This is a genomic window from Algibacter sp. R77976 (genome assembly GCF_044594645.1).
Classification (GTDB): Bacteria; Bacteroidota; Bacteroidia; order Flavobacteriales; family Flavobacteriaceae; genus Algibacter_B.
Map to the genome: position 1 here is coordinate 1,504,293 of NZ_CP138989.1, position 18,787 is coordinate 1,523,079.

Here is an 18,787-nt window from a genome sequence, read left to right on the forward strand (position 1 = left end):
CCCTCTAATAAGAGGGGATTAAGGGGTGTGTTAATTAGGCATGTTATAAAATAAAAATTTGTAAAAATGAATACATACATTGCGTTTTTAAGAGGCATTAATGTTGGCGGGCATAAAAAAGTGCCTATGGCAGAACTTAGAGCGTTACTTTCAAAAATAGGTTTGGAAAAAGTGCAAACTTACATTCAAAGTGGTAATGTTATTTTTCAATCAAAAGAAACAGATGTTAAAACTTTACAAGCTGAAATAGAAAAAGCACTTTTTAAACATTTTGAATTTGAAGTACCTGTTTTGGTTATTACGCCCCAATATTTAAAGCAAATTTTCGATGATTGTCCTTTTTCTGAAGACCAAAAAGTAAATAGCTATTTCATGTTTCTTTATAGTGTTCCAGATAAAGATTTAGTTAAAGAGGTTACAGAACAGTCTTATCCAAATGAAACATTTGCTGTTACAGATCCATCTGTTTATTTTTATAGTTCAGTAGGCTACGGTAAGGCAAAATGCAGTAATAGTTTTTTCGAAAGAAAATTAAAAGTTACAGCTACGGCAAGAAATTATAAAACCATGGTAAAGCTAATATCATTATCGTTAACAAATTAAAAAGACGATTAGATATTTACTATTTTTGCAAATAAGAATTTTAAGGCTGTTTTAAACTGTCTTTGTTAGCTGATAATTAGTTTATGGTAGAAGAACATTTTATTCCCGAAAAGTATACAAAATCGATTGAAAGCGGAAGTTTTACATGGTCATCACCAAGTAATATAGCTTTAGTGAAGTATTGGGGGAAGAAGGCGAACCAGATTCCAGAAAACCCATCTATCAGTTTTACTTTAGATAATTGTAAAACAACTACAAGTTTAAGTTTTTCAAAAAAAGAAGACACCACCAGTTTTGCTTTTGAAGTGTTTTTAGATGATGAAAAAAAAGACGATTTCAAACCAAAAATTGAAACGTTTTTTAAGCGTGTCGAAGCCTATTTGCCTTTTTTAAAGGAGTATCATTTTAAAATTGAAACCTCAAACACATTTCCGCACAGTTCAGGTATAGCGTCTTCGGCATCGGGTATGAGTGCTTTAGCGTTGTGTTTAATGAGTCTAGAAAAAGAACTAAGTAACACGAATATATCTGAAGAAAATTTCATTAAAAAAGCATCCTTTCTAGCACGATTAGGTTCAGGAAGTGCTTGCAGAAGTCTAGAAGGCGATTTAGTTGTTTGGGGAAGTCATGATGCCATTAAAGGAAGTTCAGATTTATTTGGTATAAAATATCCATATCAAGTCCATAGTAATTTTAAAAACTATCAAGACACTATTTTGTTAGTTGATAAAGGTGAAAAGCAAGTAAGCAGTACTGTTGGGCATAATTTAATGCATGGACACCCTTTTGCACAAGAGCGTTTTAAGCAAGCCAATAAAAACCTTTCAGATCTCATTTCAATATTGAAAGATGGCGATTTAGATAAGTTTATAGCGCTTGTTGAAAGTGAGGCATTAACGCTTCATGCTATGATGATGGCAAGCATGCCGTACTTCATTTTAATGAAACCAAATACGCTAAAAATTATAAATAAAATTTGGGAGTACAGAGAGAAATCTGGTTCAAAAGTTTGTTTTACTTTAGATGCAGGAGCTAACGTACATGTATTATATCCAGAGGAAGAGGTTAATAAAGTTTTAGAATTCATTCAGAATGAATTAGTTGCATATTGTCAAAATGGACAGTATATTTGCGACGTTATTGGTTTGGGGGCTAATAAAATATAATAAACTAAAATTTTGTTTAAAAAATTAGTATATTTGTTAAACATGGTTTTCCAAGCAAAGTGTCATTTATGAAAGGACCTCTATTTTACTCAAAAATTTTACTCTTTGGTGAGTACGGAATCATTAAGGATTCAAAAGGTTTATCAATTCCTTACAGTTTTTACAATGGTGCTTTAAAGAAAGATGAAAATCCTTCTGAAGTAGCGATAAAATCTAACGAAAGTTTAAAAAAATTCGCTACGCATATTCAAAGTATAGATAATACGATTGTTCGTTTTGATAATAAACGCCTTCAAGAAGATGTAAATTTAGGAATGTATTTCGACTCTTCAATTCCACAAGGCTATGGCGTTGGTAGTAGTGGTGCCTTAGTTGCAGCACTTTATGATAAATATGCTTTCGATAAAATTACAGTACTAGAAAATTTAACTAGAGGAAAACTTTTAAAGTTAAAAGCTATATTTTCTGCAATGGAATCTTTTTTCCATGGGAAGTCTTCTGGGTTAGACCCATTAAATAGTTATTTAAGCATTCCAATACTTATCAATTCTAAAGATAATATAGAAGCGACAGGCATACCTGCACAACAAAGCGAAGGTAAAGGCGCTGTGTTTTTATTAGATAGTGGCATAATTGGCGAAACCGCTCCAATGGTAAGCTTATTTATGGAAAGCATGAAGCAAGAAGGTTTCCGTAGCATGCTTAAAAACCAATTTATAAAGCATACAGATGCTTGTGTTGACGATTTCTTAAAAGGCGATATTAAGTCCTTGTTTAGAAATACCAAACAACTTTCTAAAATTGTTTTGAATAACTTTAAACCAATGATTCCAAGTCAATTTCATGAACTTTGGAAAAAAGGCCTAGAAACTAACGAGTATTACTTAAAACTCTGTGGTTCTGGTGGTGGCGGTTATATTCTTGGTTTTACAGAGGATATTCAAAAGGCAAAACAAAGCTTGTCAGATTATAAATTAGAAGTCGTATATAACTTCTAAAATTTTCTAAATTGTCACTCTAAGCGCAGTCGAAGAGTCTAAAAAAAGACTTATGCTATCTCGTAAACAGAAACATATACTATTAAAATTTTTCAGTATGTTTTCTGTAGTTCGCGGTTACAATATTCTTATTATTGTTTTTGCTCAATACCTCACCGCAATATACATTTTAGCGCACGATACGCCTTTAAGACAAGTGGTGTTCGATGTAAATTTGTTAATGCTTGTATTAGCATCGGCAGCAACCATAGCAGGCGGTTATATTATTAATAGTTTTTACGACTCAGAGAAAGATTTAATAAATCGTCCCATAAAATCAAAGTTAGATAGATTAGTAAGTCAAAATACTAAACTCTCATTTTATTTTGTGCTTAATTTTATTGCGGTAATAATGGCCAGTTATGTGTCCTTTAAAGCCGTAATATTCTTCTCAATTTATATTTTTGGTATTTGGTTTTATTCGCATAAATTAAAAAAAATGCCATTTATTGGTAACCTAACATCTGCAATCTTAACCATTACACCGTTCTTCGCTATTTTTATGTATTATAAAAATTTCGAACACGTAATTTTTGTGCATGCCGTATTCTTGTTTTTAATGATTGCAATGCGAGAACTAACTAAAGACTTAGAAAATTTAAAAGGCGATATTGCCCAGAATTATATAACAATACCAGTTGCTTACGGCGAAAAAACATCCAAAATAATGTTAACCCTTTTAGCAGCCTTTACCTTAGTGCCAACCTACCTATTACTATATCGTTTTGAAGTTGGCCACATGTATTTGTTCTTTTATTTAAGTAGCTTTCTACTTATTGTTTTTCTGTTACTCTTATGGCTATCAAAAACCAAAATACAATATTTAATACTCCATAATATTTTAAAATTTATCATTCTAGCAGGCGTATTTAGCATTCTGTTAATCGATGTAAATGTGATACTTAATCGTATATAAATTTTTTGGGCGTTACCCGAAAAGGGTCGGGCTTTATCGTTCCCAATCTTTGTGCTCGTGCCTCACAAAAAGGATTTCCACTTCAATCCCTAACCTTTAGTTTGCATAAAGAATAATACACTAAATTTATTCAAAGGAAAACAGAGGTGAACTACATCCCTAACTAAGTTAGTCTTATGCTGCGTATTAGTCCTCTGTTTTCTCCTTAGAATTTAAGTTGAAAAGCTTCAAATAGAATAGTAGACGTCAGAGGTCTAATAAAGGTTATAAAGCGATTCAACATTTTTTAAAAACTTAATATAAAATTATGAAAAATTATTCATTTCATGTTGGCATTGACATCTCAAAATTAAAATTAGATGTGGTTATAGTAGATAAAACAAATCCCATGTCATTGGAACATTTCGTTGTTACGAACAACACCAAAGGTTTAAAGCGAATGCTTACAGTTTTAAAAAAAAGAAAAATAGATTTAGAAAGTACCTTGTTCTGTTTTGAAAACACAGGTGTTTACACATTTCCTTTAAGCTGTTTTTGTTTTGAAAATGAGTTTGATTATTGGATTGTTCCAGCAGTAGAAATTAAGCGATCTAAAGGCATATCAAGAGGTAAGAGTGATAAGTCTGACGCTAAGGACATCGCTTTTTATAGCATTCGCAATATAGACAAGCTACAACTATCAAGTGTACCAGAGAAATCAATCCAGCAGTTAAAACTACTTTTTACTGAGCGCGAGAAAATCAAGAAATCCCTTTTACTATTTGGTTGAACTAGAGAAAATAAAGGATATATACCGTTAGATGTTTATAAAACAGTAGAGATTCAGAACAAGAAAACAATTAAATTTCTTAAAGCGAGCTTAAAAGTTATAGATGCTAAGATGCGAGAGATTGTAAAGCAAGCTCCTAAACTAAAACGACAATTTGAACTTATAAAAAGTATTAAAGGCGTTGGCGAGAAAACGGCTCTATATTTTATAATAGCCACAAAAGGGTTTGAGGTTTTTTCTTCGGCTAGAAAACTGGCCTGTTATGCAGGAGTTGCGCCTTTTGAACACAGCTCAGGCTCCAGTATTAGAGGCGGTACTAAAGTTAACCATATGGCTGACAAAACAATGAAGTCTTTACTTCAAATGTGCGCCTTATCAGCCGTAAAGCATGATGCACAATTAAAAGCTTATTACTTAAGAAAACAAGATGAGGGGAAAAATAAAATGTTGGTTCTAAATAATGTGAGATGTAAAATTATAGGTCGAATTTTTGCTGTAATTAATAGAGATTCTCCTTTTATAGACACTTATAAATTTGTCGCATGATTTTTAACGAAAACTATTTGTTTTCTATCATAGAATACGCAGAAGCAGCAATTCGTTAATCAAAAATCGTAAATCGTAAATTATTAGATATATCTTTGCACAAAATAATAAGTAATGAATAAGCATAAAGGCAATAAAGATAAAGGAAAACCATCAGGACGCGGAAGTGGAAATACCCGTTCTACAAGTTATGCACGGGGAAATGCGCCTATTAAAAAAAATAATCCATCACCTAAAAAATCTGGAAACCCAGACGAGATTAGGTTAAATAAATTTATAGCGAACTCTGGGATATGTTCACGTCGTGAAGCCGACGAACATATAGCCATTGGTTTAGTATCTGTAAACGGTAAGGTTATTACCGAAATGGGTTACAAAGTAAAACTATCAGACGAAGTTCGTTACGATGGTGCAAGTATAAGACCAGAGAAAAAAGCCTATGTGCTACTTAATAAACCAAAAGGTTTTGCAACAACCACTAGCGAAGGTAAAGGAAGAACGGTGATGGATTTGGTTGCAAATGCAACAAGTTCAAGAATTAAGCCTATTGGCCGTTTAGGAAGAAACTCTAAAGGTTTGTTATTGTTTACCAATGATGATGTTGTTGCTAACAAGTTCACCAATTCTAAACACGGGGTTGCACGTTTATTCCATGTCGAATTAGATAAAAACCTAAAACTAGAAGACTTAAAAAAGATTCAAGCCGGTTTTAAAGTAGAAGGTAAACTTATTGAGGTCGAGGAGATTAGTTATATTGATGGCGCATCAAAAAGAGAAATAGGTTTAAAAATAAAGAATACAGGTAATACCATAATCCGTACTATATTCGAATACTTTAAATACGATATTGTAAGTTTAGATTGTGTCGCTATTGGGCATTTAACAAAAAAAGATATTCCTCGTGGTAGCTGGAAACATTTAACAGAGCAGGAATTGAATACGTTGAAAATGTTGTAAAATCTAAGAATTAATAATTTAAAAACCCTGCCTAGTTTTTTTACTTTGCAGGGTTTTTAAATTTAAAAAAACATATTAATTCTTAATTAACCTATAACTACCAAAGCGACAGATTTAATCTGTTTGCCGCGTTATTGATAGTAGTGAAACATTTATGTTCATGAATTAAAAATATAAAATAGAAAAGCATGAATTGAAGCCGTAGCGAGTCTCGAGCCAGGACTTGTACAGGCTAAATCGACCTACTGTCCTGATCGAAAACGAAGGGTGCGGTAACACCCAAAAAAAATTTTCAAAAAAAATTAAAAAAAGTTTGGTTTGTCAAAAAATAAATTACATTTGCTGCACTTTTTAGCTGAACAATTTGAACTCTGTTTCTATGTTCGGGCTTTTGGAAATTAGGAAGTCATATTCAAAAGCAGCTTACAGATTAAGCGACCGAATTTTAAAGCTAACTTCCGTTTCACCAATACATGCAATCCAGCATGAATATCCTTTTGTGCCTACTACCGAAAAAGAGTATCGTATTTGATATTGTTATTTTTTTATTGGCTTAACATGTAGTTAATACACTAACTGCATCTTTAACTTTTATTAAAATTTACACTTTTATACATTGAATACAAAATATATTGATTTAATTAATCAGACTTATGAGTTCCCTCAGGAGGAATTTAAAGTTGATAAAGGACAGTTACATTTTCATAATATTGATTTAATGCAACTAACAAAACAGTATGGCGCACCGCTAAAATTTACATATTTACCTCAAATATCTAACAATATTAATAAGGCAAAAATGTGGTTTGCTAATGCTATTGCGAAACACGATTATAAAGGAAACTATAATTATTGCTACTGTACAAAAAGCAGTCATTTTAAGCATGTTTTAGACGAAGCTTTAACTAACGATATTCATATTGAAACCTCGTCGGCTTTTGATATAGATATTGTAGAACGCTTAAAAGAAGAAGGCAGAATTACAGATAAAACATTTATAATTAGCAATGGTTTTAAGCGCGCGCAGTATGTAACAAACATTGCGCGTTTAATTAATAATGGACATAAAAACGCCATTCCTATTATAGATAATTACGAAGAAATTGAATTACTGTCTCAAGAAATTGAAGGGAAATTTAATGTAGGAATTAGAATAGCATCAGAAGAGGAGCCAAAGTTTGAGTTTTACACCTCGCGTTTAGGAATTGGTTACAAAAATATTGTGCCTTTTTACAAAAATCAAATAGCGAATAATGAAAAAGTTGCCCTTAAAATGTTACACTTTTTTATTAATACTGGTATTCGTGATAATGCATATTACTGGAACGAACTTTTAAAATGTTTAAAGGTTTATACAAGTTTAAAAAAGATTTGTCCAAGTTTAGATAGTTTAAATATTGGTGGTGGGTTTCCTATTAAAAACTCCTTAGCTTTTGAGTTTGATTACGAGTATATGGTTGATGAAATTATCAATCAGATAAAATTAACTTGTGAGGAAGAAGGTGTTGATGTGCCAAACATTTTTACAGAATTTGGAAGTTTTACGGTTGGCGAAAGTGGTGGTGCTATTTACGAGGTGTTGTACCAAAAACAGCAAAACGATCGTGAAAAATGGAACATGATTAACTCATCGTTTATTACAACATTACCAGATACTTGGGCTATTAATAAACGTTTTATCATGTTAGCTGTAAACCGTTGGCAAGATAGTTACGAGCGTGTTTTATTAGGCGGTCTAACTTGTGATAGTGATGATTATTACAACAGCGAGCAGCACATGAACGCTATTTACATGCCAAAATATAATAAAGACAAACCTTTATATATTGGGTTTTTTAATACCGGAGCCTACCAAGAAACTATTGGTGGTTTTGGTGGTTTACAACATTGTTTAATTCCGTCGCCAAAGCATGTTTTAATTAATAGAGATGCCGATGGAAATATGACAACCGAATTATTTTGTGAACAACAAAAAAGTGAAGACTTACTTAAAATATTAGGTTATGAAAAGCGTCAAGAAAAAGTTGTTAAAGACGACACTTTAGAATTAACCAAATCTTATTCTTAGTAAAATGAAAAACACATACGCAGGAATTCCTGAAGAATTAGGAAAACTAGAACAAGCAAAAATTGTTTTAATTCCGGTGCCATATGATGGTACAAGTACATGGCAAAAAGGAGCAGATAAAGGGCCAAAGGCATTTTTAGAAGCTTCAGAAAATATGGAGCTTTATGATATTGAAACCGTTACAGAAGTGTATCAACAAGGTGTTTTTTTAGCCGATGCGGTAACTGAAAATGAGTTGCCAGAAGCCATGGTTGAGGCGGTGCATCATACTACTAAAAAATACATTAAGAAAAATAAGTTTGTAACCATTTTTGGAGGTGAACATTCTGTTTCAATAGGAACCATTCGTGCATTTAACGAGATGTATCCAAGCTTAACGGTATTGCATATTGATGCACATGCCGATTTGAGACAAGAATACGATGGCTCAACCTGCAATCATGCTTGTGCGGTTTACGAGGCTAGCCAAAACACCAATTTAATTCAAGTTGGCATTCGCTCAATGGATAGTATCGAGAAAACGGTAATGGACGAAGAGAAAACCTATTTCGCTCATGATATGGCGGTTGATGATACTTGGATGGATTCGGCTATAGATCAAATGACAGAGAATGTATTTATAACATTCGATTTAGATGCGTTCGATCCTTCCATCATGCCAAGTACAGGTACGCCAGAACCAGGAGGTTTATTATGGTATGAAACTCTAGAATTCTTAAAACAAGTTTTTGAAGAAAAGAACGTGGTAGGGTTTGATATAGTTGAATTATGCCCTAATAAAAAAGAGAAATCATCAGACTTTTTAGCGGCTAAATTATATTATAAAATGTTGAGCTATAAATTTATGAATGATGATGCGGAAGATGATTACGATAACAAATACGAAAACACAAAACAAAAAACGAATACTTTAAAACATAACGAAGATGACAACTACTAAAGGACCTATTTCTCAATTTATTGAAACGCATTATTTGCATTTCAACGCGGCGGCATTGGTAGATGCAGCAAAAGGTTACGAAGCACAGTTGGAGTCTGGTGCTAAAATGTTAGTGTCGCTTGCTGGTGCTATGAGTACTGCCGAATTAGGTAAAAGTTTTGCAGAAATGATTCGTCAAGATAAAGTGCATATTATTTCTTGTACAGGTGCAAACCTTGAAGAAGATATCATGAATTTAGTGGCGCATTCGCATTACAAGCGTGTACCAAATTACCGTGATTTAACACCTCAAGAAGAATGGGATTTGTTAGAAAAAGGTTTAAACCGTGTTACAGATACGTGTATTCCAGAGCATGAAGCATTCCGCAGATTACAAGAACATATTCATAAAATTTGGAAAGATGCTGAAGCTAAAGGCGAGCGTTATTTGCCTCATGAATATATGTACAAAATGTTATTGTCTGGTGTTTTAGAGCAATATTATGAAATCGATTTAAAAGATTCGTGGATGTACGCTGCAGCGGAAAAAAACCTACCAATTGTTTGCCCAGGTTGGGAAGATAGCACGATGGGTAATATTTTTGCAAGCTATGTTTTAAAAGGCGAATTAAAAGCAAGCACAATGAAATCTGGAATAGAATACATGACCTTTTTAGCCGATTGGTATACTGATAATTCAGCAAAAGGCATTGGATTCTTCCAAATTGGAGGTGGTATTGCTGGCGATTTCCCTATATGTGTAGTGCCTATGTTATATCAAGATATGGAGCGTACAGATACACCGTTTTGGAGTTATTTTTGTCAAATTTCAGATTCTACAACCAGTTACGGTTCGTATTCTGGAGCTGTTCCAAACGAGAAAATTACTTGGGGTAAATTAGATATTAATACACCAAAATTTATTATTGAAAGTGATGCAACCATTGTTGCACCATTAATTTTTGCTTACCTTTTAGGTCAATAACATGGATGTACAAAATATAGATAATATAGAGTTAAAGTACCTTACAGTTGATGATTTTGAGGAATTAAAAGTAGCAACTTTAGAGTCGTATGGTGGTGTGCTTAATTCATATTGGAAAAAGCACCATATCGAGGATTTAACCAGAATGTTTCCTGAGGGACAAGTTATTATAAAAATAGATGGCGATATTGCAGGATGTGCCTTGTCATTAATTGTTGATTATGATAGCATTGATGACGAGCATACTTATGAGGATATTATTGGAGGAGAATCCTTTAAAAATCATCATGCCAATGGCGATGTTTTATACGGTATAGACGTATTTATAAAACCAGAATATAGAGGCTTACGTTTAGGACGTCGTCTTTACGATTATAGAAAAGAAGTTTGCGAAAACCTAAATTTAAAAGGTATCGTTTTTGGCGGAAGGATGCCTAATTATCATAAACATTCACAATTAACGCCTAAAGAATACATCGAAAAAGTAAAGCGTAAAGAAATTCACGATCCCGTTTTGAATTTTCAAATTTCAAACGATTTTCATCCGGTTCGGGTATTGAAAAATTATTTAGAAGGCGATACAGCATCAAATGAATATGCTGTTTTAATGGAGTGGGATAATATTTATTATACCAAACCTAATAAAAAAGCAGCTTCGGTAAAAACGGTGGTTAGACTTGGGTTAATCCAATGGCAAATGCGACCTTACAAAGCCTTGGAAGATTTAATGCAACAAGTCGAGTATTTTATTGATAGTGTGGCGGCATATCGATCAGACTTTGCTGTGTTTCCAGAGTTCTTCAATGCGCCTTTAATGGCAGAATTTAATCATTTGCACGAACCTCAAGCCATTAGAAAATTAGCCGAATTTACTGAGACTATCATAAATCAATTAAAACAGTTGGCCATATCATACAACATTAATATCATTTCTGGAAGTATGCCAGAAGTAGTTGGTGATAAATTGTACAACGTAGGTTATTTATGCAGAAGAGACGGTAGTTTTGAACGTTATGAAAAAATGCACGTTACACCAGATGAAGCTAAAGTTTGGGGCATGCAACGTGGCAATAAATTACAAACCTATAATACCGATTGTGGTAAAATAGGTATTCTAATTTGTTACGATTCAGAATTTCCAGAATTAGCACGATTACTGGCAGATGAAGGCATGGATATTTTGTTCGTGCCATTTTTAACAGATACTCAAAATGGTTATTCTCGTGTGCGCTTATGTGCACAAGCGCGTGCTGTAGAAAATGAGTGTTATGTGGCTATATCAGGTAGCGTAGGTAATTTGCCTAACGTAAATAATATGGATATCCAATACGCGCAATCGGCAGTATTTACACCATGTGATTTCTCGTTTCCAAGCAACGGTATTAAAGCAGAAGCTACACCAAATACAGAAATGATTTTGGTTGCCGATGTCGATTTAAGTTTGTTAAGGGAGCTACATTCATTTGGTGCAGTTAAAAACTTAAAAGACAGACGAAAAGATTTTTATGATGTAATTCGTGTAAATAATCAGAATTAATTATATTTAAACTTGTAATTAACCCTTACCCCAAAAAAATGAAAAATAGAAATGAAAATTTAAAACGTGTTATAGTAGATTTCAAAAAGTTAACTCCTGAGATTTTGGCGTTATTAGTTGAAAGATACCCTGATGGTTATGACGATAGCGATGTAATATCTTTTAAAAATCAGCATAATGAACTCGTAGAAGCTGTAGAGGTGATTACTGAAGATACCAAGTATTTGGTGAAAGTAAGTTCTAAATTGGTGGTTACTATGGAGAACTACGATGAAGATGATTATGAAGATTTTGATGATAACGATCCAGAGGCTGTTCAACCTCCTGATATAGCTGATGAAGACATAGAAGACAACGATTAAATAATAATATTATGAGAACTGCCGCTTTTAAATCTTTCAAAAACGGTTATTACAATTTTTGGTTTGAAAATGGAGAGGAACTAGCCTTTGAAGAAGTGCATCCTCGGGTATTAAAACAGTATGATTTGCAAAATGACGCATCCTTAATTGATCAGGATTTCAGAATTACCTTCGTAGAAGACGGTGCCGATGATGACGTTATTTATCGAGTTGAAAGTTTAAAGCCGCTATAAACACAAGTCCTTTAGGCATTATTTAAATGGTGACATTTTTGTCCACTAATTTATGCATGTATATTTTAAGTGGCTAAAGTAAAAACAGAATTTTAATTAATCCAAGTATTAGAATAAAACGTATATTTAATGTATTGACTACTAGTGGTTTCAGGGTGAAGTCATTTAAGTGTTCGGGCTTTAGGTAGGTTGTTCCCGAAAAGTAAAAGTTTAGTTTTTGAATTTAAATTTTTTAAAAGATGAACACAAGAAAAATTGTAGTATTAAGTGGTTTAATGTTGGTATTATTATCACTTTCAAGCTTTAAAATAACATCAGATTTTAGAGCAGATTTAGTTACTGTTGAAGAGCAAGAAGGATTAGTTGTTTATGCTACTTTCGACGGAAAAGAAGATTATGGTTATAACTTTATAACTAAAGATAGAGAAGGTGAAGATAGAACGTTAACCTTTCAAGTTGTTAAAGATGATGTTTTAGCTTCGTTCGACTTAAATGGAGAAACGTTTATTGGAACTAAGTTTAAGGTTACTTTTAATCGCGATTTAAAATTGTCTAAAGATGAAGATAATATGGAAGATGAAGATGAAACAAATACGATTATTAAACTAGAAAAGCTTTAAAAAATAATTGTTAAAAGCAGTTTAAGCAAGACAAAAAAATTAAGCTTCCAGTTTTCTGGGAGCTTTTTTTATGAACACTTCCCAAATAAAAACGCTATAAACAATTATATATTCTAAGGCGATTACCCAAAGATTTTCAGATTTATCCATAGAATTTATATTTACATAAGCGAGATAGCTTAAAACAATAACAAAACTCCAAACCAAAGGGAATTTATATGTCGTAAACACCGATAAAATTAAAAGCGTAGCCACATACCAAGGGTGAACCGTAGTGGTTGTAAAATAATAAAATGATAATACTAGTAGCATGGCAGTAATAAGTGCTTTAAAGGTGCTATTCTTTCTTAAAAAGGTAATGATTAGAGTAAATAGAATAACAAGAATAGGAGTAATGGTGCCAATAATGGCAATTTCGTTATAACCTCTAAACAAATATCCAACTTCGCGGGCTATATAGTATAAGCTACCATTAAACTCGAAATTACCAAACCATAAAGCAACGGTTTTGGAGTAGTTGTTTATAAATTCTGAGGAATAAAAAGGGGCAAAAAGTAATAGTGTGGTTAGGATTACGATAGCATAAAAACTAGTTAACCTTGTTATTCCTGCGAAGGCAGGAACCCATTTTTGAGCGCCATTATCTTGTGCTTGATTATAAGGTTTTCTTCTTTCGTCTTCGCTTAGCACAGGCTTCTTGTGCTTACTTGAAATGACATTGCGTTTAACAAACCATTGAAAAAACAAAGGCAGAAAGATTAAAGGAATCAACTTAACAGAAATAGAAAGCGCCAAAACAACCGCAGCAAATTGCCATTTACCAACATAAAGCAAATACAAACTCCACACCAGAAAGAAAATCATAACACCTTCAAAATGCAAATTCCCGGTAAGCTCTATAATGATAAACGGGTTTAAAATATACCAGAATATATTGTGGGTAGGCAACTTTAGTTTTTCTAAAAGCTTAGAACCAAAATGAAGGGTTCCAAAATCGGCAGCAATAATAAGTAAGCGCATAACCATAACCGAACCTAAAATGCTTTTACTGGAAAACAGCGCTGCAATAGCAAAACAAAGTTGATTTATTGGCGGATAATTGGTGAAATGACTCGCGTTTAAATCGCCCATACCAGCCCGCAATTCTAAAGCTTGTTCAACAGGATACTTTCCTGCACTTATAAAAGATTCTACTGTGTTTAAATACGGGTTTATATCTTCTAGAATCATGCGGCCATCCCAAATAAAACGAAAAAAATCTTGCGATAGGTTTGGTATGGCTAAAATAAAAATAGCTCGAAACCCAAATGCTAAATAGGTTAAGGCTTTGGTGTTGTGTTTTAAAAGTTTAATGATGTTGTAAAACAACACAAACAGCCCAACATAAAGTGTAATGAGTTTTACATAATCTGTTCTCACTAAATGGTATGCAAATACCCAACAGAATAAAACACTCGCTATAGCCATAAGCCATGCTGTTTTATTGAGTTTTAAAAATATTGGGTTTAAAAACATGAATCAAATATAATACTATTTGTTTGTTGCGTTTTATAAAAGAAACTTACTGGACTTTGTCAGAAAAAAAAATGATAAATTTGTTTAACGTCGGATATAAAACATTAAAACGATTTCATATCCACGAAGTATTAAACGAACATCGTCATTCCGCGTAAGGGATTGAAGTGGATAGCCCACAGCCTGACGAAGGAGGCGCGAGGACTTGTAACGGAAAGCCCGACCCTTGTGGTTACGCCCAAAACATTTTTAAAATAGTAAAGTTATTCTAATTTGATAATGATGAGATCCCCTGTTTTAAGGGAATTGATTATACTTTAGAGGCCAACGATTTAAAAAATACATAACCAAAACCTACAAAAAGCATAAGGTGAAATGGGAAGAGACCGAAATCACCACCTTGATTGCCCACTATAAAGGCGCTATACATACCAAACCCGAAATAGAGCATAAGAAGCCCTTCGAAAATAACGTTTACAGATATGTTTCGTTTCATGTATTTGTTGTTTTTCCAGTTGTCTTTGTACTTACTAATATTGAATTTTGGTGTGCGTACAAACTCTGATTTTTTACCTAAATGGCCTTCTAAAACGGCAATAGAATTATGTAGTGAGAAGCCCATTGCTATTGAGAAAAACACAAAAAACATGCCTATGTATCGTATAAAGTTTTTAAAGCCACCTCCATAAGTGTTTTTGTACATAAACCAGTAGCATATAAAAAAGATTATGGTGCTCATTACGAAGAAACTCATAACGTAAAAGTACGGGCGTAAATGGGCGTATTCGTTTTTTATGTACAACATTGGGATGCTTAATACGCCAACAATAAGTACGTTTAAAAACATGGTGCTATTTAATAAGTGCAGTAAGCCGTGTACTTTGGTTTTTGCTGTTATGTTTTTGCTTTTTACAACACGCCCCATCATTTTACGGAAGTTTTCTGCACCACCTTTATTCCATCTAAATTGTTGTGAACGTGCCGCGCTTATTACGATAGGAAGTTCGGCAGGAGTTTCAACATGTTCTAAATATTTAAATTTCCAATTTTTAAGTTGTGCGCGGTAGCTTAGGTCTAGGTCTTCGGTTAGGGTGTCGCCTTCCCAATTGCCAGCATCGATTATGCATGCTTTACGCCATAACCCTGCGGTACCGTTAAAATTGATAAAATGCCCTTTGCTGTTTCGGCCAACTTGCTCTAGTGTAAAATGCGCATCGAGTGCAAAGGCTTGAATACGTGTTAGTATAGAGTAGTTGCGGTTAATATGACCCCAACGGGTTTGTACTACGCCAACTTCTTGATCTTTAAAATAAGGTACAGTACGTTTTAACCAATCTGATTTTGGTAAAAAGTCGGAATCGAAAATGGCAATAATTTCGCCTTTTGCAGATTCTAAGCCTTCTTTAAGTGCGCCAGCTTTAAAACCTTTTCGGTCTACTCTGGTAATGTGTTTTATATCTAGACCTGTGGCTTGAAGTTTTTGGATTTGTTTTAGAGTGGTTTCTACGGTTTCGTCTGTAGAATCGTCTAGAACTTGAATTTCTAACTTGTTTTTTGGGTAGTCAATTTTTGCAATATTGTCTAACAAACGTTCCATAACATACATCTCGTTATACACAGGGAGTTGGATGGTTATGTATGGAATTTCGTTTGGATTTGTTAAATCGAATTTAGGACCGTCGTCTTTTAATTTCTTGGAAGACAGGTAGTTAAATAGCAGGTTGAGTTGTGCTAATGCATACATGAAAATAAGCAAAAGTGATACGGTATATATGATTATAACTATAGTTTCTAAAATCATTTTTTAAAACTGTATTTAAAAATCCAACCTAAGATTTTTATGCCTGCAAATATAGCACCTTTTACCGTACCTGAAACTTTTGAGACGCCTATTCTGTTTCTGTAGTTTACTGGTATTTCGGTATATGTGAGTTTTTGTTTTAATGCTTTTAGTTGCATTTCTACGGTCCACCCATAGGTTTTGTCTTCCATATTTAGCGCCAATAGTTTATTGTATTTAATAGCTCTAAAAGGGCCGAGATCTGTAAATTTTGCTCTAAAGAGTATACTCATTAAAGAGGTAGCTAGCCAATTACCAAATATTTGCGGCACCGTCATAGATCCTTTTTCTCTAAGCGCTTTGGTGCGGGCACCAATTACAAAATCGATATCATCATTAATTATTGGTGCTACTATTTTGGTTAGCTCTTCTGGATAATCACTATAATCACCATCTAGAAAAACAACTATATCTGGATGTTCTTTTTGGTTAGCAATATGCTGCATGCCTTTTAAACAAGCATAACCATAACCTTTATTTGTTTCTTTTAAAACGGTTGCGCCTGCTTTTTTTGCATTTATTTCGGTATCGTCAGTAGAGTTATTGCTCACTACAATAACCTCATTAACAGTATCTGGAATATCGTTGATAACATGAGTTATAGATTCTGCTTCGTTATAAGCTGGAATGATGACTTTAATTTTTGTCATATAAGATCACTGAGTTTATTCTCCTTTTTAAAGGATGCAAAGGTAGTCCATTCTTTTATTTTTTTTCCTGCTTTATATTTTGCAGCTGCAACTAGTTTTTCATTTTTATACATGAGGCAATAGCCATTTTTTTGATTGTCTTTTAATTGACATTTATGATTTACTTTTTGCATGGTATCATAAAATAGCCACCAATTGGTTTTCTTACCGTTTTTAAAGTGCCCTTCTTTGTCTATGTTTCCACTTTTTGTGTAAAATTTCCAGTATTTTATTTCTTTACCTGCTGAGAAGTGCCCTTCCTTTTTTAGGGTTCCATTTTGATAATAAAATTTCCAATATTTAATTTTTTGGTTATTTTCTGTCCAGCCTTCCGATTGGATATTTCCGTTTTCAAAATATGTTCTCTGGTATTTTTTTTCTGCGAAAGCATTGAAAAAAGTTAGAAATAGTATGAGGCAACAAAGGTGTTTCATTATTTCTTATTTACTAAATCCATTAAATCTACATCGTTTCCTAATAATATCTCAGTCGGATTAATTCGTCCTTCCATACTATCGTTTTCTAGTTTTAATACACCTCTTGGGCAAACTGCAGAACAAACGCCACAGCCAACACAACTAGAACGTACAATGTTTTCGCCTTTTTGAGCATATGCACGAACATCAATTCCCATTTCGCAACTGTTAGAACAGTTACCACAAGAAATACATTGGCCACCATTAGTTGTAATTCTAAATTTAGAAAATAAACGCTGTTGGAAACCTAGAATGGCAGCCATTGGGCAACCAAAACGACACCAAGATCTGCTTCCTAAAATAGGGTAAAAGCCCGTACCAATAACACCAGAAAATATAGAGCCAATATAAAGCCCGTATGCAGATCTAAGTGTAGACCCTTTTAAAAAGAATACTTGCTCTGTAGAACCTGTAAAGTGCATGATTAATAAAAGCGCAATTACTGCAAAGAAACCAATAGCGCCATATTTGGCGTCTTTACCAAGTTCTTTACTTTTAAAATACATAACACCTGCGAAAACTAGAGTTAAAAACCCAATTACTAGAGCGATAAAAAGTTCGCGCGTTAACCAAAAATTATTTTTATCATAACCTAAATAGGTGTAGACCATGGCAACCGTCATTACCACAGAAAACACTAAAACAGTATGTATTAACCAACGTTCTAGTTTCCATGCAGACATTTTTTTTGATGATAAATGTCTGAAAGAATCTCCTGCAGTTTCGGCTAAACCACCACAACCACATACCCAAGAACAATACCAACGCTTACCAAATTTATAAGTTAGTATAGGTGTGATAACAAAGGTTGATAGGATACCAAAAAGAATGAGGGCTAAACCAATATTTCCGTTAGATAGAAATCCATTTACAGACCATTCGTCAAAAATATAATAGTTAAGTGGCCATACACTTTTAAGATCGTAGTATGGTAAATCGTTATTCATTACATACATGAATTCTGGAATCAAAAAGGCAAAGCCTAATTGAAAAAACATAACCGATCCTGTACGTATTTGTTGGTAACGGTTATGGCGGTATTTAAGAATAAATTTATACCCAAAAGCTAAAATAGCAAGCGTATATAAAGTGCCGTAAACAAACCATTGGCTGGCAGGTCTTCCGCTTAACAATTTACTTAAAGGATCAAATAAATGTATTAATCCGGTGTTTTCTGTGCCATCTTTCCCTAAGCCTAAATACTGTGGAAAAAAATAGAGTACAATATAAAATGTAGTAAGTATAACACCTAAAATCCAACCCCAAGCCCCATGAGATGAAATAGATTTAAACCAAACACCATCGTTTTTTATACCTTCTAGTTTTGTTAAATAGGCTTCTCTTGAGTAAATAACAATTCCTGTTGCGACCATACCTAATGAAAGCGTTAAGAATAGCCCCTCATTTGGGAAATTAGTGTTAAAGAGTGCTAACCCCATTATAAATAAGCCTATAAAACCTATAGCTAATGCTACTTTTTGTTTTGTTGTAATGTCTAAAGCATCAGGTTTTGCTAGAGACATGCTGTGATTTATTTTGTTACTCATGG

General features: G+C 33.4%; 19 protein-coding genes. 14 read left to right on the plus strand and 5 right to left on the minus strand.

Features of this window, described 5'->3' with window-relative positions; genetic code table 11:
• Positions 1-66: 66 nt before the first annotated feature.
• From SJY43_RS06470 to SJY43_RS06535, 14 genes are all read left to right on the plus strand, one after another.
• Positions 67-603, plus strand: a complete 537-nt coding sequence (locus SJY43_RS06470; RefSeq protein WP_396603030.1) for a DUF1697 domain-containing protein — start codon at positions 67-69, stop codon at positions 601-603.
• Positions 604-686: 83 nt separating this feature from the next.
• On the plus strand, positions 687-1,769 hold the full coding sequence (gene mvaD / locus SJY43_RS06475; protein ID WP_396603031.1) for a diphosphomevalonate decarboxylase: 1,083 nt from the start codon (positions 687-689) through the stop codon (positions 1,767-1,769).
• 68 nt (positions 1,770-1,837) lie between these two features.
• Positions 1,838-2,767 (plus strand): mevalonate kinase, encoded by a 930-nt coding sequence (locus SJY43_RS06480; protein WP_396603032.1) that lies wholly within the window; start codon positions 1,838-1,840, stop codon positions 2,765-2,767.
• A gap of 52 nt (positions 2,768-2,819) precedes the next feature.
• Positions 2,820-3,722 (plus strand): geranylgeranylglycerol-phosphate geranylgeranyltransferase, encoded by a 903-nt coding sequence (locus tag SJY43_RS06485; protein ID WP_396603033.1) that lies wholly within the window; start codon positions 2,820-2,822, stop codon positions 3,720-3,722.
• 307 nt (positions 3,723-4,029) lie between these two features.
• Positions 4,030-4,491, plus strand: coding sequence for a transposase (locus tag SJY43_RS06490; RefSeq protein ID WP_396603034.1), 462 nt, complete (start codon positions 4,030-4,032; stop codon positions 4,489-4,491).
• 111 nt (positions 4,492-4,602) lie between these two features.
• A complete protein-coding gene (locus tag SJY43_RS06495; RefSeq protein WP_396603035.1) occupies positions 4,603-5,037 on the plus strand; it encodes a transposase in 435 nt (144 codons plus the stop codon).
• Between the two features lie 114 nt (positions 5,038-5,151).
• Positions 5,152-5,994, plus strand: a complete 843-nt coding sequence (locus tag SJY43_RS06500; protein WP_396603036.1) for a pseudouridine synthase — start codon at positions 5,152-5,154, stop codon at positions 5,992-5,994.
• A gap of 616 nt (positions 5,995-6,610) precedes the next feature.
• Complete coding sequence (locus tag SJY43_RS06505) at positions 6,611-8,062, plus strand: arginine decarboxylase (RefSeq protein ID WP_396603037.1); 1,452 nt, start codon at positions 6,611-6,613, stop codon at positions 8,060-8,062.
• Between the two features lie 4 nt (positions 8,063-8,066).
• On the plus strand, positions 8,067-9,002 hold the full coding sequence (gene speB, locus SJY43_RS06510; protein ID WP_396603038.1) for an agmatinase: 936 nt from the start codon (positions 8,067-8,069) through the stop codon (positions 9,000-9,002).
• Positions 8,989-9,966: a deoxyhypusine synthase family protein gene (locus SJY43_RS06515; RefSeq protein WP_396603039.1), complete on the plus strand. Its 978-nt coding sequence runs from the start codon at positions 8,989-8,991 to the stop codon at positions 9,964-9,966. The genes speB and SJY43_RS06515 overlap by 14 nt, the downstream gene beginning before the upstream one ends.
• Before the next feature lies 1 nt (position 9,967).
• Complete coding sequence (locus SJY43_RS06520) at positions 9,968-11,503, plus strand: bifunctional GNAT family N-acetyltransferase/carbon-nitrogen hydrolase family protein (RefSeq protein ID WP_396603040.1); 1,536 nt, start codon at positions 9,968-9,970, stop codon at positions 11,501-11,503.
• A 38-nt stretch (positions 11,504-11,541) separates the two neighbouring features.
• Positions 11,542-11,865 (plus strand): hypothetical protein, encoded by a 324-nt coding sequence (locus SJY43_RS06525; protein ID WP_396603041.1) that lies wholly within the window; start codon positions 11,542-11,544, stop codon positions 11,863-11,865.
• An 11-nt stretch (positions 11,866-11,876) separates the two neighbouring features.
• Positions 11,877-12,098, plus strand: coding sequence for a hypothetical protein (locus SJY43_RS06530; RefSeq protein ID WP_396603042.1), 222 nt, complete (start codon positions 11,877-11,879; stop codon positions 12,096-12,098).
• A 239-nt stretch (positions 12,099-12,337) separates the two neighbouring features.
• Positions 12,338-12,718 carry a hypothetical protein gene (locus tag SJY43_RS06535; protein ID WP_396603043.1) on the plus strand — a complete coding sequence of 127 codons (381 nt, stop codon included), beginning with the start codon at positions 12,338-12,340 and terminating at the stop codon, positions 12,716-12,718.
• A gap of 39 nt (positions 12,719-12,757) precedes the next feature.
• Here the strand turns inward: SJY43_RS06535 and SJY43_RS06540 are convergent, their stop codons facing one another.
• The 5 genes from SJY43_RS06540 to SJY43_RS06560 all read right to left on the minus strand — a co-directional run bounded on the left by SJY43_RS06540 (position 12,758) and on the right by SJY43_RS06560 (position 18,785).
• The gene (locus SJY43_RS06540) at positions 12,758-14,233 is read right to left on the minus strand and encodes a mannosyltransferase (protein ID WP_396603044.1); all 1,476 of its coding nucleotides are present in this window, start codon (positions 14,231-14,233) and stop codon (positions 12,758-12,760) included.
• A 310-nt stretch (positions 14,234-14,543) separates the two neighbouring features.
• Positions 14,544-16,034 carry a cellulose synthase family protein gene (locus SJY43_RS06545; RefSeq protein ID WP_396603045.1) on the minus strand — a complete coding sequence of 497 codons (1,491 nt, stop codon included), beginning with the start codon at positions 16,032-16,034 and terminating at the stop codon, positions 14,544-14,546.
• Complete coding sequence (locus tag SJY43_RS06550) at positions 16,031-16,723, minus strand: glycosyltransferase family 2 protein (RefSeq protein WP_396603046.1); 693 nt, start codon at positions 16,721-16,723, stop codon at positions 16,031-16,033. Before SJY43_RS06550 ends, SJY43_RS06545 begins: the two co-directional genes overlap by 4 nt.
• Entirely contained in the window at positions 16,720-17,196 is a 477-nt protein-coding gene (locus SJY43_RS06555; protein WP_396603047.1) for a toxin-antitoxin system YwqK family antitoxin, read from the minus strand. The genes SJY43_RS06550 and SJY43_RS06555 overlap by 4 nt, the downstream gene beginning before the upstream one ends.
• Positions 17,196-18,785 carry a 4Fe-4S binding protein gene (locus SJY43_RS06560; protein ID WP_396603048.1) on the minus strand — a complete coding sequence of 530 codons (1,590 nt, stop codon included), beginning with the start codon at positions 18,783-18,785 and terminating at the stop codon, positions 17,196-17,198. Before SJY43_RS06560 ends, SJY43_RS06555 begins: the two co-directional genes overlap by 1 nt.
• Positions 18,786-18,787: the final 2 nt, after the last annotated feature.

Excerpts from the sequence above, each read along its gene's own strand:
- SJY43_RS06480 (WP_396603032.1), top strand. The coding sequence starts at position 1,838 with ATGAAAGGACCTCTATTTTACTCAAAAATTTTACTCTTTGGTGAGTAC.
- SJY43_RS06555 (WP_396603047.1), bottom strand. The coding sequence starts at position 17,196 with ATGAAACACCTTTGTTGCCTCATACTATTTCTAACTTTTTTCAATGCT.
- SJY43_RS06545 (WP_396603045.1), bottom strand. The coding sequence starts at position 16,034 with ATGATTTTAGAAACTATAGTTATAATCATATATACCGTATCACTTTTG.
- SJY43_RS06530 (WP_396603042.1), top strand. The coding sequence starts at position 11,877 with ATGAGAACTGCCGCTTTTAAATCTTTCAAAAACGGTTATTACAATTTT.
- mvaD (WP_396603031.1), top strand. The coding sequence starts at position 687 with ATGGTAGAAGAACATTTTATTCCCGAAAAGTATACAAAATCGATTGAA.
- SJY43_RS06525 (WP_396603041.1), top strand. The coding sequence starts at position 11,542 with ATGAAAAATAGAAATGAAAATTTAAAACGTGTTATAGTAGATTTCAAA.
- SJY43_RS06550 (WP_396603046.1), bottom strand. The coding sequence starts at position 16,723 with ATGACAAAAATTAAAGTCATCATTCCAGCTTATAACGAAGCAGAATCT.
- SJY43_RS06500 (WP_396603036.1), top strand. The coding sequence starts at position 5,152 with ATGAATAAGCATAAAGGCAATAAAGATAAAGGAAAACCATCAGGACGC.
- SJY43_RS06520 (WP_396603040.1), top strand. The coding sequence starts at position 9,968 with ATGGATGTACAAAATATAGATAATATAGAGTTAAAGTACCTTACAGTT.
- SJY43_RS06515 (WP_396603039.1), top strand. The coding sequence starts at position 8,989 with ATGACAACTACTAAAGGACCTATTTCTCAATTTATTGAAACGCATTAT.
- SJY43_RS06495 (WP_396603035.1), top strand. The coding sequence starts at position 4,603 with ATGCGAGAGATTGTAAAGCAAGCTCCTAAACTAAAACGACAATTTGAA.
- speB (WP_396603038.1), top strand. The coding sequence starts at position 8,067 with ATGAAAAACACATACGCAGGAATTCCTGAAGAATTAGGAAAACTAGAA.
- SJY43_RS06490 (WP_396603034.1), top strand. The coding sequence starts at position 4,030 with ATGAAAAATTATTCATTTCATGTTGGCATTGACATCTCAAAATTAAAA.
- SJY43_RS06560 (WP_396603048.1), bottom strand. The coding sequence starts at position 18,785 with ATGAGTAACAAAATAAATCACAGCATGTCTCTAGCAAAACCTGATGCT.
- SJY43_RS06470 (WP_396603030.1), top strand. The coding sequence starts at position 67 with ATGAATACATACATTGCGTTTTTAAGAGGCATTAATGTTGGCGGGCAT.
- SJY43_RS06540 (WP_396603044.1), bottom strand. The coding sequence starts at position 14,233 with ATGTTTTTAAACCCAATATTTTTAAAACTCAATAAAACAGCATGGCTT.
- SJY43_RS06485 (WP_396603033.1), top strand. The coding sequence starts at position 2,820 with ATGCTATCTCGTAAACAGAAACATATACTATTAAAATTTTTCAGTATG.
- SJY43_RS06535 (WP_396603043.1), top strand. The coding sequence starts at position 12,338 with ATGAACACAAGAAAAATTGTAGTATTAAGTGGTTTAATGTTGGTATTA.